This is a genomic window from Pseudoxanthomonas sp. Soil82 (assembly GCF_040446535.1).
In the GTDB taxonomy this organism is placed as follows: Bacteria; Pseudomonadota; Gammaproteobacteria; order Xanthomonadales; family Xanthomonadaceae; genus Pseudoxanthomonas; species Pseudoxanthomonas kaohsiungensis.
In genome coordinates this window covers 682,808-697,051 of sequence record NZ_JBEAAK010000001.1, presented here as the reverse complement: position 1 = coordinate 697,051, position 14,244 = coordinate 682,808, and the positions used below count along the sequence as shown (strand labels likewise).

Annotated in this window: 11 protein-coding genes; 6 read left to right on the top strand and 5 right to left on the bottom strand. The window is 70.6% G+C overall.

From position 1 onward, the window contains the following. Positions 1 to 206: 206 nt before the first annotated feature. A complete protein-coding gene (locus tag ABKA19_RS03035) occupies positions 207 to 773 on the top strand; it encodes a hypothetical protein (RefSeq protein WP_353687592.1) in 567 nt (188 codons plus the stop codon). Positions 774 to 839: 66 nt separating this feature from the next. Next, positions 840 to 1,757 (top strand): oxygen-dependent coproporphyrinogen oxidase, encoded by a 918-nt coding sequence (hemF, locus tag ABKA19_RS03030; protein ID WP_353687591.1) that lies wholly within the window; start codon positions 840 to 842, stop codon positions 1,755 to 1,757. A gap of 386 nt (positions 1,758 to 2,143) precedes the next feature. On the opposite strand, the gene polA is transcribed toward hemF, so the two are convergent. Next, positions 2,144 to 4,942 (bottom strand): DNA polymerase I, encoded by a 2,799-nt coding sequence (gene polA / locus ABKA19_RS03025; RefSeq protein WP_353687590.1) that lies wholly within the window; start codon positions 4,940 to 4,942, stop codon positions 2,144 to 2,146. 115 nt (positions 4,943 to 5,057) lie between these two features. Here polA and ABKA19_RS03020 point away from each other — a divergent pair, with 115 nt between their 5' ends. The 3 genes from ABKA19_RS03020 to ABKA19_RS03010 all read left to right on the top strand — a co-directional run bounded on the left by ABKA19_RS03020 (position 5,058) and on the right by ABKA19_RS03010 (position 7,774). Next, a complete protein-coding gene (locus tag ABKA19_RS03020) occupies positions 5,058 to 5,363 on the top strand; it encodes a DUF2782 domain-containing protein (RefSeq protein ID WP_353687589.1) in 306 nt (101 codons plus the stop codon). After that, entirely contained in the window at positions 5,360 to 5,803 is a 444-nt protein-coding gene (locus tag ABKA19_RS03015) for a GNAT family N-acetyltransferase (RefSeq protein ID WP_353687588.1), read from the top strand. The genes ABKA19_RS03020 and ABKA19_RS03015 overlap by 4 nt, the downstream gene beginning before the upstream one ends. Before the next feature lie 117 nt (positions 5,804 to 5,920). Then, a complete protein-coding gene (locus tag ABKA19_RS03010) occupies positions 5,921 to 7,774 on the top strand; it encodes an ABC transporter ATP-binding protein (protein WP_353687587.1) in 1,854 nt (617 codons plus the stop codon). 146 nt (positions 7,775 to 7,920) lie between these two features. Here ABKA19_RS03010 and ABKA19_RS03005 read toward each other — a convergent pair whose 3' ends face one another. Together ABKA19_RS03005 and ABKA19_RS03000 are read right to left on the bottom strand one after the other, a co-directional pair. Next, positions 7,921 to 9,210, bottom strand: a complete 1,290-nt coding sequence (locus tag ABKA19_RS03005; RefSeq protein ID WP_353687586.1) for an NTP/NDP exchange transporter — start codon at positions 9,208 to 9,210, stop codon at positions 7,921 to 7,923. Between the two features lie 10 nt (positions 9,211 to 9,220). After that, on the bottom strand, positions 9,221 to 10,162 hold the full coding sequence (locus ABKA19_RS03000; RefSeq protein WP_353687585.1) for an aldo/keto reductase: 942 nt from the start codon (positions 10,160 to 10,162) through the stop codon (positions 9,221 to 9,223). A gap of 359 nt (positions 10,163 to 10,521) precedes the next feature. On the opposite strand from ABKA19_RS03000, the gene ABKA19_RS02995 reads away from it, so the two are divergent. Continuing rightward, positions 10,522 to 11,094 carry a manganese efflux pump MntP gene (locus ABKA19_RS02995; RefSeq protein ID WP_353687584.1) on the top strand — a complete coding sequence of 191 codons (573 nt, stop codon included), beginning with the start codon at positions 10,522 to 10,524 and terminating at the stop codon, positions 11,092 to 11,094. A 192-nt stretch (positions 11,095 to 11,286) separates the two neighbouring features. On the opposite strand, the gene ABKA19_RS02990 is transcribed toward ABKA19_RS02995, so the two are convergent. Next, positions 11,287 to 11,733, bottom strand: a complete 447-nt coding sequence (locus ABKA19_RS02990) for a universal stress protein (protein WP_353687583.1) — start codon at positions 11,731 to 11,733, stop codon at positions 11,287 to 11,289. Positions 11,734 to 11,986: 253 nt separating this feature from the next. Continuing rightward, positions 11,987 to 14,164 carry a DNA helicase II gene (uvrD, locus tag ABKA19_RS02985; RefSeq protein ID WP_353687582.1) on the bottom strand — a complete coding sequence of 726 codons (2,178 nt, stop codon included), beginning with the start codon at positions 14,162 to 14,164 and terminating at the stop codon, positions 11,987 to 11,989. Between the last annotated feature and the right edge of the window lie 80 nt (positions 14,165 to 14,244).

Genomic DNA, 14,244 nt, shown 5'->3' with positions numbered 1-14,244 from the left:
GACGGAGGCCTGGCGGGCGTCATCCACGCCGGCGCCATCGCGATGCGCGAACCTGGTCCCCGCACCTGGAGGCCGACGGGAGCGCGGCCGCCTGCCACCACCGGGTCGCGGACGGTCCGGGTCCACCCGGACCCGGCACCATCCACGGGTTCGTTCCACGGCCGCGCGCCGGCACAATGGCGGAGGTCCGACCCCCCGGGAGCTCCATGAACACGCCGCCACCGCTGCCCGCCGCCGCCAGTTTCGTCACCGTGCTGGCCCGCATCTCGCTGGTGCTGGCGGCCCTGGGCGTGGCCTGGGCACTGGCGCAGATGCTGTTGGCCCTGCTGCTGCCGGAGGCGGCTGTGGCGCGGCTGGCCGCCCAGCCGGAGGTGCCGCGCGGCGTGCTGTGGGCGCTCGAGCAGCGCCATGCGCTGTCGCTGGCGCTGCTGCTCGTGGCCGGACTGTTCCTGGCCGCCGCCTGGGGCCTGCTCCGGCGTCGCGAATGGGCCCGGATGGCTTTCATCCTTCTGCTGGTGGGCGGAGCGCTGGCCAACTTCGCCGCCCTGGCCCTGATCGGGCCGTTCTTCGACGGGCTGCAGGACATGTTCCCGGCGGAGATGCTGGCCTCGCCCGAGGGCCAGCGGTTCGCCGCGCAGATGCGGTTCAACCGCACGGCCACCTTCGTCACCAGCCTGGCGGGCGCGCTGGTGTTCGCGGCCCTGCATGGCTGGATCGTGTGGAAGCTGTGCACCCCGGCGGTCCGCGACCAGTTCCGGTCCGCGCCGCGCTGACCTGGCCGCCCCGGCGGGCTTGATCGCGATCAATGGGGGCCGGGACGCGGCGGCTAGAATGGGTCCATGGACCCTGATTTCGACGTCGTACGCGACTATCTCACCGGCCTGCAGGACCGGATCTGCGCAGCGATCGAGGCGGCCGACGGCCGCGCCCGCTTCGCCGAGGATGCCTGGACCCGCCAGCCGGAGGGCGGCACCGGCCACGCTGGCGGCGGCCGGACCCGGATCCTCCGCGACGGCGCGGTGTTCGAGCAGGCCGGCATCGGCTTCTCCGACGTGTCCGGCACGCGCCTGCCGCCGTCGGCCAGCGCCGCACGCCCGGAACTGGCCGGCGCCTCCTGGCGCGCCACCGGCGTTTCGCTGGTCTTCCATCCGCGAAATCCCTACCTGCCGACCACCCACGCCAACGTCCGCCACTTCCGCGCCGAGCGCGACGGCGAGACGGTGGCCTGGTGGTTCGGCGGCGGTTTCGACCTGACCCCGTTCTACCCGTTCGACGAAGACGTCGCGCACTGGCACCGCACCGCGGCCGAGCTGTGCGCCCCGTTCGGCCCGGAGCGCTACGCCGAGCACAAGCGCTGGTGCGACGAATACTTCTTCCTGCGCCACCGCAACGAGACCCGGGGCGTGGGCGGGCTGTTCTTCGACGACCTGCACGGCGACTTCGAGCGCGACTTCGCCTACCTGCGCGCGGTCGGCGACGGCTTCCTCGACGCCTACCTGCCGATCGTCGAGCGCCGCCACGACACTCCGTTCAGCGAGCGCGAGCGCGAGTTCCAGCTCTACCGGCGCGGCCGCTACGTCGAGTTCAACCTGGTCTACGACCGCGGCACCCTGTTCGGCCTGCAGAGCGGCGGGCGCACCGAGTCGATCCTGATGAGCCTGCCGCCGCGGGTGCGCTGGGAGTACGGCTACCAGCCGGAACCCGGCAGCGCCGAAGCCCGGCTGCAGGACTACCTGGTCGCCCGGGACTGGCTGTAGCCGCGGGCCAGTCCGGCCCGGCGAAGACCCCGACCCCATCCGGGTGGGCCACGGCAGCCTCGGCCCTGCCCGGGTGGCGGCCATTCAGGCGCCGGAAAATAAAAAGCCCCGGCGACCAGGGGGAGGTCGACGGGGCTGGGAACGGGGACTTGGGGAGGAGTCCCGTTCCGGTAGATCTGCTCCAGGGGAAGGGAGAGATCCGCGACAGGCGTTGCACCTGTCGAGGGCTATGACACCATTCCGTACATTGACGGTTCGTGAAGAATCCGGTTAAGAAACCGCTGGATTTAGCACGGATTCATTCGCAGGGCGTGGAACGCCATGTAACGGAATGCCCCCTGGTTCCGGGCCTACCCGGAAGTGCCTGATTTGCCAAGGAGAGGCTGTCAGTGGGCCTCGTCCCAGTTGCTGCCGGTCCCGCTGTCCACCACCAGTGGGACGCTCAGTTGCGCCGCCGACGCCATCAGCCGGCCGGCCTCTTCCACCAGGGTCGGGACGAATGATTCGTCCGCTTCGAACACGAGTTCGTCGTGGACCTGCAGGATCATCAGGGCACGGTCGCGGTGGCCCGCGAGCCAGCCGTCCACGGAGATCATGGCCCGCTTGATGATGTCCGCCGCGGTCCCCTGCATGGGCGCGTTGATCGCCGCGCGTTCGGCGCCGGCCCGCTGGGCCTGGTTGCCGGCACGGATGTATTCCAGGTACAGGCGCCGGCCGAACACGGTCTCCACGTAGCCACGCTCGCGCGCCTGCTCGCGGGTGCGCTCCATGTAGTCGCGCACGCCCGGGTAGCGGCTGAAGTACAGGGCGATGTAATCCTGCGCCTCGCCGCGGCCGATGCCCAACTGCCTGGCCAGGCCGAACGCGCTCATCCCGTACATCAGCCCGAAGTTGATCGCCTTGGCCGCGCGGCGCTCGTTGCCGGTGACATCCTCGAGCTTGCGGCCGAACACTTCCGCCGCGGTGGCACGGTGCACGTCGGCGCCGGACTCGAACGCGCGCACCAGGCCCGGGTCCTGCGACAGGTGGGCCATGATCCGCAGCTCGATCTGCGAATAGTCGCAGGCCACCAGCCTGCGTCCGGGCGGGGCGACGAAGGCGCGGCGGATGCGGCGGCCGTCGTCGGTGCGGATCGGGATGTTCTGCAGGTTCGGGTCGGACGAGGACAGCCGCCCGGTCGCGGCACCGGCCTGGTGGTAGCTGGTGTGCACCCGGCCGGTGTCCGGATTGACCATCTCCGGCAGCTTGTCGGTGTAGGTGCTGCGCAGTTTCGCCAGGCCGCGATATTCCAGGATCACCCGCGGCAGCTCGTGCTGGTCGGCGATGGCCTCCAGCGCTTCCTCATTCGTCGAGGGCTGGCCCTTGGGCGTCTTCACCAGCGCCGGCAGGCGCAGTTCGTCGAACAGCAGCGCCTGCAGCTGCTTGGGCGAATCCAGGTTGAACGCGCGCCCGGCCAGCTCGGTGGCCTTCTGCTGCGCGGCGAGCATGCGCTTGGACAGGTCCGCGCTCTGCCGGCGCAGCTCGTCCATGTCGACCTTCACGCCATTGGCCTCGATCCGCTCCAGCACCGGCACCAGCGGCATCTCGATCTCGCGGTACACGCGCTCCAGCGCCGGCTCGGCGGCCAGCCGCGGCGACAGCACCCGGTGCAGGCGCAGGGTGATGTCGGCATCCTCGGCCGCGTAGCGGGTCGCATCGTCCAGCGCGCACTGCGAGAACGGGATCTGCTTCGCGCCCTTGCCGCAGACGTCCTCGTACTTCACCGTCTCGTAGCCCAGGTGGCGGCGGGCCAGGCTGTCCATGTCGTGGCGGGCGCTGCCCGAGTCCAGCACGAAGCTCTCCAGCAGGGTGTCGTCGTCGTAGCCGGCCAGCTCCACGCCGTGCCGGCGCATCACGTGGAGGTCGTACTTGCCGTGCTGGCCGAGTTTGCGCACGGCCGGGTCGGCCAGCAGCGGACGCAGCAGGTCCAGCGCCTGGGCGCGACCGAGCTGCGCCGGTGCGCCCGGATAGTCGTGGCCCAGCGGCAGGTAGGCCGCCGCACCGGGTTCGGCGGAGAAACTCAGCCCGACCAGGTTCGCGCGCATCGCATCGAGGCTGTCGGTCTCGGTGTCGAAGGCGAACTGCCCCGCCTGGCGCAGCCGTCCGATCCACGCCTGCAGGCGCTCGATCGTGGTGATCGTCTCGTATTCGCCCTTCGCGGCGAGGGCCGGATCCAGGCCCGCCGGTGCCTGGACGGCGGCAGACACGAAGCCGCTGCCGCGCGAACGCCCGGGTTCCTTCTCCGCCACCGGCAGCGCCGGGCCGGCATTGCCGGCTACCGCGCCGGCATCCAGTTCCTTCAGCGCCTGGTTGAAGCCGTAGCGGCCGTACAGCGCGCGCAGGTCGTCCACGTGCGGTTCGCGCAGGCGCAGCGAGGCGGCGTCGCGCTCGAGCGCGACGTCGGTCTTGATCGTGACCAGCTGCCTGTTCAGCGGCAGGCGCTGCAGCGCCGCGCGCAGGTTGTCGCCGATCTTGCCCTTGATCTGGCCGGCGCTGGCGATCACGCCATCCAGGCTGCCGTACTCGCCCAACCACTTGGCCGCGGTCTTGGGCCCGCACTTCTCCACCCCGGGCACGTTGTCGATGGCATCGCCCATCAGCGCCAGCAGGTCGACGATCTGCCCGGCATGCACGCCGAACTTCTCCATCACCGCCGCGTCCGAATCCATCCGGCTGCCGCTCATGGTGTTGACCAGGGCGATCGAGCCGGCGGCCACGCCGGGCGCGCGCACCAGCTGGGCGAAGTCCTTGTCGCCGGTGGAGATGGTCACGTCCATACCCGCCGACGCGCCCTGCACGGCGAGCGTGCCGATCACGTCGTCGGCCTCCACGCCATCGATGCGCAGGATGTCGATGCCCAGCGCATGCACGATCTGGCACATCGGCTCGACCTGCGCGCGCAGCTCGTCGGGCATCGGCGAGCGGTTGGCCTTGTAGGCCGGGTACAGGTCGTCGCGGAAGGTCTTGCCCGGGGCGTCGACCACGAAGGCGATATGGTCGGGCTTCTCCTTGAGCGTGGCGCGCAGCATGTTGACCACGCCGAACAGCGCGCCAGTCGGCTCGCCGGCGCTGTTGGTCAACGGCGGCAGCGCGTGGAAGGCGCGGTACAGGTAGCTGGAACCGTCGATCAGGACTAGGCGTGTCATGCCGGCATTCTACTGGTCGCGGATCGATGCCGCCGTCCAGCGGGCGGCGCGACCGCCGCCTGGCGTGCACGGCGGCCTGGCGCATAATGCGGACCAACCCCGAGGAGACACCGCCATGCGCAAGCCGCCCCGTTCCGCCCCGGTCCTGCTGCTGTCCCTGGCGCTGGTCGCCGGCCTGCCGGCCGGCTGCGCCAGCAGCGGCGCGCCGGTGGACGTCACCGGCGCGGAAGTCGCCACGCGCGACCTGGGCAACGGCGACACCCTCGAGGAATACCGCGTCGGCGGCCAGCTGCGCATGGTCAAGATCACCCCGGCGCGTGGCGCGCCGTACTACCTGTACGACCGCGACGGCGACGGCGCGCTGGACCGCGACCAGGCCGACGACATCCCGCAGACCTACTGGAAGCTGTTCTCGTGGTGAACGCGGCAGCCGCTCCCGACATCCGCGCGGCCGATGATCCGGCGACCCTGCGCGCGGCCTGGCCGGTGGTGGCGCAGCTGCGTCCGCACCTGGACGAGGAAGCGTTCCTCGCCCAGGCGCTGCGCCAGCAGGCCGAAGGCTGGCGGGCCACCGTGCTGGTGGAGGACGGCATCGTACGCGCGTTCGCCGGCTGGCGCGTGCAGGAGATGCTCGCCCATGGCCGCCTGCTGTACGTCGACGACCTGGTGACCGACAGCGCCGCCCGCAGCGCCGGCCACGGCAAGGCCCTGCTGGACTGGCTGAAGGCGCAGGCAAGCGCGCTGGGTTGCCGCAGCCTGCAGCTGGACTCCGGCACCCAGCGTATCGATGCCCACGCGTTCTACCTGCGCGAACGGCTGCGCATCGTCTCGTTCCACTTCAGCGGCGCGCTCGACGGCTGAAACACTGCGTTGGCGCCGTTGCGATGGCCGCGGCGTGCCCGCGGCGCTCGATTGCAGGACAATGCCCTCCCTGCACGGACGCCGATCCCGCTCCGTGCCCATGGACAGGATCTGACGATGCTTCGCTGGTTCGAAAACCGGCTGGACCCGTATCCGGCCGCGCCCGCCACCCAGCCGCCGCGCTCGCTGTACGCGTTCTGCCGCCACTACACGCGCGGCACCGAACCGTGGCTGGCGCTGATGGCGCTGCTGACCACGGCCATCGCGATCACCGAGGTGTCGCTGTACGCGTTCACCGGCTCGATCGTGGACCGCCTCTCCAGCCATACCCCGGCCACCTTCCTGCAGGAGGAAGGCTGGAACTTCGCGCTGATGGCGGTGGTGGTGCTGCTGGTCATGCCGGCGCTGAACCTGCTCAGCGCGATGGTCATCCACCAGACCCTGCTCGGCAACTTCCCGATGCGGATCCGCTGGCAGGTGCACCGCTACCTGCTGCGGCAGTCGATGGGCTACTTCCAGGACGAGTTCGCCGGGCGCATCTCGACCAAGCTGATGCAGACCTCGCTGGCCGTGCGCGAGACGGTGATCAAGCTGCTGGACGTGGGCAACTACGTGATCGTCTATTTCGGCGGCGCGCTGATCGTGGCCGCCTCGGCCGACTGGCGGCTGATGCTGCCGTTCGCCGGCTGGATCGTCGCCTACTCGATCCTGCTGCGCTACGCGATCCCGAGGCTGAACAAGGTCGCCCAGGAGCAGGCCGACGCGCGCTCGACCATGACCGGCCGCATTGTCGACAGCTATACCAACATCGCCACGGTCAAGCTGTTCTCGCATTCGCACCGCGAGGAGGACTACGCGCGCGAATCGATGGGCGAGTTCCTCGACACGGTGCACCGGCAGATGCGCCTGGCCACGATCGTCAACGTGAGCAACGACACGCTGAACATGCTGCTGCTGTTCGCGGTGGCGTCCACCGGCATCGGCCTGTGGATGAACGATGCGGTCAGCGTCGGCGCGATCGCGGTGGCGATCGCCTTCGTGCTGCGCCTGATGGGCATGTCGCAGTGGATCATGTGGGAGATGTCGGCCCTGTTCGAGAACATCGGCACGGTGCAGGACGGGATCAACTCGATCGCGCTGCCAGCCACGGTCGACGACGCGCCGGACGCGAAGGACATCGGCCCGGTGCGCGGCGACATCCGCTTCGAGCACGTGACCTTCCACTACGGCAAGCAGGGCGGCGTGATCGAGGGCCTGGACCTGCACGTGCGCCCGGGCGAGAAGGTCGGCCTGGTCGGCCGCTCCGGCGCCGGCAAGTCGACCCTGGTCAACCTGCTGCTGCGCTTCTACGACCGCGAGGGCGGCGCGATCCGGGTCGACGGCACCGACATCGCCACCGTCACCCAGGACTCGCTGCGCGCCGCGATCGGCGTGGTCACCCAGGACACCTCGCTGCTGCACCGCTCGGTGCGCGAGAACATCCTGTACGGGCGTCCGGACGCGAGCGAGGCCGAGCTGGTCGAGGCCGCACGCCAAGCCAATGCCGACGGCTTCATCCAGGAGCTGGTCGACGCCAAGGGCCGGCGAGCCTACGACGCGCAGGTCGGCGAGCGCGGGGTGAAGCTGTCCGGCGGCCAGCGCCAGCGCATCGCCATCGCCCGGGTACTGCTGAAGAACGCGCCGATCCTGGTGCTGGACGAGGCGACCTCGGCGCTGGATTCGGAAGTGGAGGCGGTGATCCAGGAGAACCTGTACCGGCTGATGCAGGGCAAGACGGTGATCGCGATCGCCCATCGCCTGTCGACCATCGCCGCGATGGACCGGCTGGTGGTGATGGACCAGGGCCGGATCGTCGAGCAGGGCACGCATGAGCAGCTGCTCGTCCATGGCGGGCTGTATGCGCAGCTGTGGCAACGGCAGTCGGGCGGCTTCCTGGAGCTGGAAGCGGAGACCGAGTCGGCGGACGAGTAGGCAAGGAAGCGGGGCAGCCCCCGCTCTACGAAGTCCAAAGCCGCCACACGCAGCGACGCGCGACACGCTTCGCGTAGAGCCGGGCTTGCCCCGCTACCCTGTTCCCGGAAACGCAGGCCGCCAAGAGCAGCGGGGCAAGCCCCGCTCTACGATTCGCGGCGGCGTTGGGCGCGGCCCAGGGCGAGGCCGGTGCCGGCCCATGCCAGGGCGACGCCGGCACCGATGAACATCGCCAGCGCCGGGTGCTCGCCCATCAGGTCCAGCAGACGCTTGACCCAGGCGCTGAGCGCGTCGCCGCCGCGGTACACCACCGTGTCGATGAAGTTCTTCGCCTTGTACTTCTGCTCGGCCGGGACGACGGTGTAGAGCATCTCCCGGCCCGGTCGCACGAATGCATATTCGCCGGCGCGGCGGGCGACCATCACCACCACGAACACCGCGAACACCGGCGCCAGCGCCAGCCACAGGAAGCCGAAGGCCATCACCAACGGCACGCCGACCAGCAGCACGCCCACGCCGAGCCGCTGTGCAATGCGACCGGTGAGGAACAGCTGGGTGAGGATCGCCAGTGCCTGGACCACGGTGTCGATCAGGCCGAATACCTGGGTCTGCCGTTCGCGATCGGGAAACAGCTCGGCCACGAAACGCGCCTGCTCGAAGTACAGGAACGTGGTCACCGTGGCCAGCAGCACCACGAAAAGCGCGATGCCCAGCAGGTACGGCGAGCGGAAGACCGCGGTGGCGCCCGCGAACGGATTGCCGCCGAGCGGCTGCCGGCGCTGGATCGGCATTTCCGCGCTGTCGAGTGGATGCAGGTCGCGCCAGCGGTGCAACCACAACGCCATCGCCGAACTGCCGGCGATGAACAACGCCGACAGCACCAGCAATCCGCCATGGCCCAGCACCCCGACCAGCACCGTGGCCAGCAGCGGGCCCAGCAGGCCGCCGGCACTGGCGCCGGCGGCGATCAGCGCGAACAGGCGCTTGGCTTCGGCGCTGGCAAACACGTCGGCCAGCACGCTCCAGGCCAGCGATATCAGCAGCAGGTTGACCACCGAGATCCAGATGTAGAACGCGCGGCCGGCCCAGACGTTCTCCGGCTGCAGGGCCAGGCTGGCGGCGAAGCCAAGCAGGCTGGCCACCACCAGCCCGAACACCCACGGCACGATCGTCCGCCGCGCAACCCTGGAGGCGATCCAGCCGTACAGCGGCAGCACCGCCAGGGTTGCCACGAAGGTACCGGTGAACAGCCATTGCAGGTTGTCCACCCCGCCGGCGACGCCCATCGTCTCGCGCACCGGGCGCAGCATGAAGTAGCCGGTGAACAGCAGGAAGAACATCGCCAGCCCGGCGGCGACCGCCGGCGCCTCGTGCAGCCTCACCCCGAACAGGCGCGACAGCCAAGCCGCGCGATGCGAATGATCCGGCGCGCCCATCCTCCGCGCCTCAGGCCGCGAACTGCCGGACGAGCTCCTGCTGCTGCACGGCCGTCAGCAACGGCCCGCGACCGGCCTTGAGCTGGTCGAGCTGGCGTTCGGGCTTGCCGGTGGCCGGGATCACCACGGTGACCGCCGGATGGCTGATCGCGAACTTGAGGAACATCTGCGCCCACGAGGTCACCCCCGCCTCCTCCGCCCATCCCGGCAGCGGCACGTCCTTGACCCTGGCGAACAGCTTGCCGTCGTCGAACGCGCGGTTGATGATCACCGCCACGCCCTTGTCCTGCGCCAGCGGCAACACCGTCCTGGCGGCATTGGTGGAATTGACCGAGTAGTGGATCTGGATGAAGTCCAGCTTTTCGCCGCGCAGGATCCGCTCGAGTTCCGGCAGGCCGGCATCGGTGTAATGGGTGACGCCCACATACTTGGTCTTGCCCTGCGACTTGAGCTCGCGCGCATAGGCCAGCTGGGTCTGCCAGTCGCGCAGGTTGTGGACCTGCAGCAGTTCGACCTTGCCGGTGCGCAGCCGGCGCAGCGATTCGGCCCACTGCGCTTCGGCCGCCTGGCGGCTGTCGGCGGCGATCTTGGTGGCGATGAAGGCCTTGTCGCGCCAGCCACCGTCGTGCAGCAGGCTGCCGACCACCTCGTCGGAGCGCCCGTAGTTGGGCGAGGTGTCGATCAACCTGGCGCCGCCGTCGAAGAAGATCTTCGCCACCTGCTGCAGCTGGGCGTACTCGGGCGAACCGATCGCCACGTCGTAGCTGCCGGAAGTGCCGGCGCCGATCACGGGCAGCTGTTCGCCGCTGGACGGGATCGGGCGGGTGAGCAGGGGTGCGGATGCCGCGGGCGCGGCGAACAGCGGCCCCACGCCGGCAAGGGCGCCGAGGCCGGCGACGACGGAGGTGGCGAGGGCTGAATCGAGGAAGCGGCGGCGCGAGGGGCAGTGCATGGTCGTGACTCCGTGGACTGGCGGCGCACAGTGGCCGGATCCCGATCCTACCGGCCCGGACCTTGGCCGCATGTGCACATCGGCACGGTCGGCCGGCGCCGGGTCCACGGGCCGCGGCCGCCGGGCCGCCTCGGCCTGCGTGGTATCCTGCGCGTCCCTCCTTGGGGAGTAGCCTGCTCTGAGCGCCATGCCCGGAGCGTCCGCGTCAACATGCTCGGCCCGCTGTGGCCGTGGCGCGGACAACCCGCGGCCCGGATCGACGATCCGCAGCCACCGGGACTGGCGAGACCAACGGCCTGCCGGCGCGTCGTGGTTGGACGCTGGCGGGCCGTGTCCGCCCTTCCAGCCCGGTGCGTTCAATGAGCCCGTTTTCGATCCTGCTGATCGGTATCGCCATGTCGACCGACGCCTTTGCCGCCGCCGTCGGCAAGGGCGCGGCGATGCAGCGACCCCGGTTCCCCCAGGCGCTGCGCGCCGGCCTGATCTTCGGCGCGATCGAGGCCATCACCCCAGTCATCGGCTGGCTGCTCGGCCACGCCGCCGCGCGTTACATCACCGCCTGGGACCACTGGATCGCCTTCGGCGTGCTGGGCCTGCTCGGCCTGCACATGATCTGGAACGGTTTCAGGCCCGACAGCGACGACGACGGCCAGGCAATACGCCACCACGGCTTCTGGGGCCTGGCCGCCACCGGCCTGGGCACCAGCATCGACGCGATGGCGGTGGGCGTGAGCCTGGCCTTCCTCAATGCGCCGATCGCGGTGGTGGCGACGGTCATCGGCCTGTGCACCCTGGTGATGGTCACCACCGGCATCATGCTCGGCCGGGTCCTGGGCGCGCTGGCCGGCAAGCGCGCCGAGATCCTCGGCGGCGTGATCATGATCGCGATCGGCAGCGTGATCCTGCACGAGCACCTGAGCGGCGCGGCCTGAGGCCGCCGGTCTACGGCCACGGCTGCGGCAGGCAAGCGGCCTCACGCCCTCGCTGCGGCGACGCGGCGTGGATGGCGACACGGACACCCGGGCCGCGAGGTGCCGCCGTGTCGACGCCGTCGCGGCGCGGGCGGCGGCGGCTACAACGACGGCGGCGCTGGCTCCCATGCAGGAGCACCGCTCGCTGCGGCCTCAGCGCACCACGAGCACCGGCACGGTCGCCTTGGCCAGCACCGCCTGGGCCTGGCTGCCGAGCAGCACCCGGCCCAGCCCGCGTCGGCCGTGCGAGGCCATCACCACCAGGCCGGCGCCGTGGCTGGCGGCGGCCTGCACGATCGCATCCGACGGGAAGCCGTCGGGCACGTGCACGGTCTCGCAGGCCACGCCGGCCGCGGCGGCCTGGCCCAGCGCGTCCTGCAGGATGCGCTGGGCCGAATGCGCGCAGCCCTCGCGGTATTCCTGCTGCATCGCCGGGTCGGCCGACAGCGCCAGCGCATCGTCGAAGGCCGGCATCCACGGTTCGGTCACGGTCACCACGACCACCGGCACGCGCAGCGCCGCGGCCAGCGCCAGGCCATGGCGCAGCCCCTTTCCGGCCAGTTCCGAGCCGTCGGTGGCGATCAGGATGCGGTCGTACATGGCGGGCTCCCCCGGGGTACATATCCGCATTGCACACCCGCCGCGCGGATCAGGCAACCGCCGCCATGGAGGCGGGCGGGCCGGCGGCCGGGAGTGCCGGAATTGCGGCGTCTTTTTGTAGGAGCCGATTCATCGGCGACGCGACGCCATCGACACAGGCGACGACCTCGTGCTCGCACGCACGCGTCGCCGATGAAACGGTTCCTGCACGGATCGTTGCCCGGCCAGCCGTGCGGCGTGCCGGGCGATGCGCTCAGAGCGGCTGCAGGTTGGCGAAGGCCAGCACCAGCCACTTGCTGCCGGCGTCGTCGAAATTGACCTGCACGCGCGCATGCGCGCCGCTGCCCTCGTAGTCGGTGACCACGCCACGACCGAAGCTGGCATGCGCCACGCTTTGTCCCAGCTTCAGCGCAGGCGTCTCCAGCACCGGATGCGCGACCCGCGGCGGCGCGGCCATGGGCCGGGCCACCTGCACGCGCGGCCGCACCTCATTTAGGAGGTGCCCGGGGATCTCGCGCAGGAAGCGCGATGGCATGCCGTACATGTCCATGCCGTGGATGCGCCGGCTCTCGGCGTAGGTCATCACCAGCTTCTGCCGCGCGCGGGTGATGCCGACGTAGGCCAGGCGGCGCTCCTCCTCCAGCCGGCCGCTTTCCTCCAGCGACTTGCTGCTGGGGAACACGCCTTCCTCCACGCCGGCCAGGAACACCAGCGGGAACTCCAGGCCCTTGGCCGAATGCAGGGTCATCAGTTGCACGCCGTCCTCGTCCGCCTGGGCCTGGCCCTCGCCGGCCTCCAGCGCCGCATACGACAGGAACGCGACCAGCTCGCTCATGCTCTCCTGGTCGTCGTCCAGTTCGGCGCGCGAGAAGCGCGAGGCGACCGAGACCAGCTCGTCCAGGTTCTCCAGCCGCGATTCGGCGTCGAGCTGGCCGCGCGCCTCGCTGCTCCAGTGCTCGCGCAGGCCGGAGCGGGCCAGCACGTGGTCGACCCGGTCTTTCAGCGCCAGGTCGGTGGTTTCCGCATCCAGCGCCTCGACCAGGCTCAGGAACCCGGCGACCGCGTTGCGCGCGCGGGCGGCCAGCGCGTTCTCGCTCACTAGCGCGCTGGCGGCCTGCCACAGCGAGACCGCCGATTCGCGGGCGCGGCGCCGCACCTCGTCCAGGGTGCGGTCGCCGATGCCGCGGGCCGGCGTGTTGACGGTGCGCTCGAAGGCGGCGTCGTCGGCGCGGTTGGCGACCAGGCGCAGGTAGGCCAGGGTGTCCTTGACCTCGGCGCGCTCGAAGAAGCGCATGCCGCCATAGACGCGATACGGTACCTGTTCGGCCAGCAGTACTTCTTCCAGCGCGCGCGACTGCGCGTTGCTGCGGTAGAGCACCGCCGCCTCGCGCCAGCTGCCGCCGTCGCGCACCCACTGGCGGATGCGCTCGACCACGAAGCGCGCCTCGTCCATCTCGTTGTAGGCCGCGTACACGTCCACCGGCTCGCCCTCGCCGCTGTCGGTCCACAGCTGCTTGCCGATGCGGTCGGGGTTGTGCGAGATCACCGCGTTGGCGGCGTTGAGGATGTTGGCGGAGGAGCGGTAGTTCTGCTCCAGGCGGATGGTCTTCGCGCCCGGGAAATCGCGCAGGAACTGCTGCACGTTCTCGACCTTGGCGCCGCGCCAGCCGTAGATGGCCTGGTCGTCGTCGCCGACCACGAACACCCGGCCGCTGTCACCGGCCAGCACGCGCACGAACGCATACTGGATCGCGTTGGTGTCCTGGAACTCGTCGACCAGGATGTCGCGGAAGCGGGCGCGGTAGTGGCCCAGCAACGCCGGGTTGTCGCGCAGCAGCTCATGCGCGCGCAGCAGCAGTTCGGCGAAGTCGACCAGCCCGGCGCGGTCGCAGCGCTCCTGGTACAGCGCGTAGGCGCGGCGCAGCGCATCGGTCCACGGGTCGTCCCCGGGCTGGATGTGCTCCGGGCGGCGGCCCTCGTCCTTCTGCGCGTTGATCCACCAGGCGATCTGCCGCGGCGGGAAGCGGCCGTCGTCCAGCTCCAGCTGCTGGGCCACGCGCTTGACCAGGCGCAGCTGGTCGTCGCTGTCCAGCACCTGGAACGACTCCGGCAGCCGCGCCTCGTTCCAGTGCAGCCGCAGCAGGCGGTGGGCGATGCCGTGGAAGGTGCCGATCCACATGCCCCGCGCGCCGTGGCGCAGCTGCGCGTCGGCGCGCGCGCGCATCTCGCCGGCCGCCTTGTTGGTGAAGGTGACGGCCAGGATCCCGTGCGCCGGCACGCCCTGGACCTCGTTGAGCCAGGCGATGCGGTGGGTCAGGACCCGGGTCTTGCCGGAGCCGGCGCCAGCCAGCACCAGGTAGTGGCCCGGCGGGGCGGATACGGCTTCGCGCTGGGCGGCATTGAGGTCGTCGAGCAGGTGGGAGACATCCATGCCGCCATTTTACGCGGTGGCGGCCAAGCGTCCCTGAAGCCGGTGGACCGGGACGGCTGCGCGCTCCAGTACCCGCGCGG